Raw genomic sequence first — 1,210 nt, 5'->3', positions numbered from 1 at the left:
TGACATTTTGGACAATGCCGATTGCGGCAGCTGTTGTAACTAATACTGATGTTTCCGCAAGCATCGCAAGCATCTACATGACCGCCCAACGCTGAAGTTCTGCACAACGTTAATGCCCTTAACGTTTTCTCTTGATGAACGGTAAAGTTTTGGTTGGATAAATCTACTTTTTGCAATACATGGGCTACTTCCCACTGCGGCTGCATAAAGCAAAAACGGTATCAAGTGGACTGTGTACTTTTTGTTGCTCCAATTGGCAAACATGTAAATATTCCATAGTGGTCTCCACCCGTTCATGCCCCATCAATTTCTGAACTTGAAGGATATTTACGCCATCTTCTAATAAATGCGTGGCATAGCTATGGCGCAAAGTATGCGTGTGCACATCTTTTAAAATACCTGCTTTTTTACTGATAGATTGAACTGCCCATTGAACACCGCGTTGACTGTAACGAGAATCAAAACCCTTGGCATCTTTCGTGTTTCCTGTAAATAAAAAAGTAGTGGGATGTTCGGCTGAAATATATCTTTTTATTCCCCGTATCAAATGATCAGATAAAGGAACATATCGATCTTTTTTTCCTTTACTTTGAACGATATGAAGTTGTTTTCGATCGAAATCTAAATGCTTTAATTCTATGTTCCGAACTTCCATACAGCGTAAACCACAGCCGTAAATCAAGCCAATTAAAACACGATGTTTTAGCAGTTCTGCACTTTGAAGCATCTTCCAAATCTCTTCTCGACTTAAAACAACAGGAAGCTTTTTCTCTTTTGGAATCGATGGTAAATGAAGATAATCGTAAGGAAGATTCTCTGTTTTTAAAAGAAATCGAAGTCCGTAAACCGTATGTTTAAAGTATGATTGCGAAGGACTTAAAGAACGTTGCTGCAGTTCAAATAAGTAATCTTTAACCTGCTCGGGATGTAATTCCGTAGGAAGAATTCCAAAATGCAACGCCATTGCCGCCACATGCCGAGAATAATTCTCGAAAGTACGCTGGCTTCTGCCTAAAATGGAAATATTTCGCTGAAAACGTTGCAGAAGTTCAGAAAAACCCGTAATTTCACTACAAGCGCGATTAATGTATTTGTTCGCTCTTAATTCCTCCGGAGATTTTTTTTAGTTACCATAGTATCAATTGTTTAATATTAATATACTAAGGTACGAAATCATCGCAGCGAAAGCTACTGGAGGTTTAGTTCAACA

2 protein-coding genes are annotated in these 1,210 nt (G+C 38.6%); both read right to left on the bottom strand.

Annotated features, from left to right (window positions below; genetic code table 11):
* A partial coding sequence (locus N5D03_RS14835) for a transposase zinc-binding domain-containing protein (RefSeq protein WP_280052107.1) occupies window positions 1-206 on the bottom strand: 206 nt, incomplete at its 3' end.
* Window positions 185-964, bottom strand: a complete 780-nt coding sequence (locus tag N5D03_RS14830; protein WP_246034371.1) for a tyrosine-type recombinase/integrase — start codon at window positions 962-964, stop codon at window positions 185-187. The genes N5D03_RS14830 and N5D03_RS14835, both read right to left, overlap by 22 nt.
* Window positions 965-1,210 lie beyond the last annotated feature (246 nt).

This window comes from Empedobacter sp. GD03861 (genome assembly GCF_029840885.1).
Classification (GTDB): domain Bacteria; phylum Bacteroidota; class Bacteroidia; order Flavobacteriales; family Weeksellaceae; genus Empedobacter; species Empedobacter falsenii_B.
Note: the sequence above shows the minus strand (reverse complement) of the source record. Positions and strands in the feature narration are given on the sequence as shown.

What these genes read in the sequence shown, in the direction of transcription:
- N5D03_RS14830 (WP_246034371.1), bottom strand. Translation starts at nt 964, where the DNA reads ATGGCGTTGCATTTTGGAATTCTTCCTACGGAATTACATCCCGAGCAG.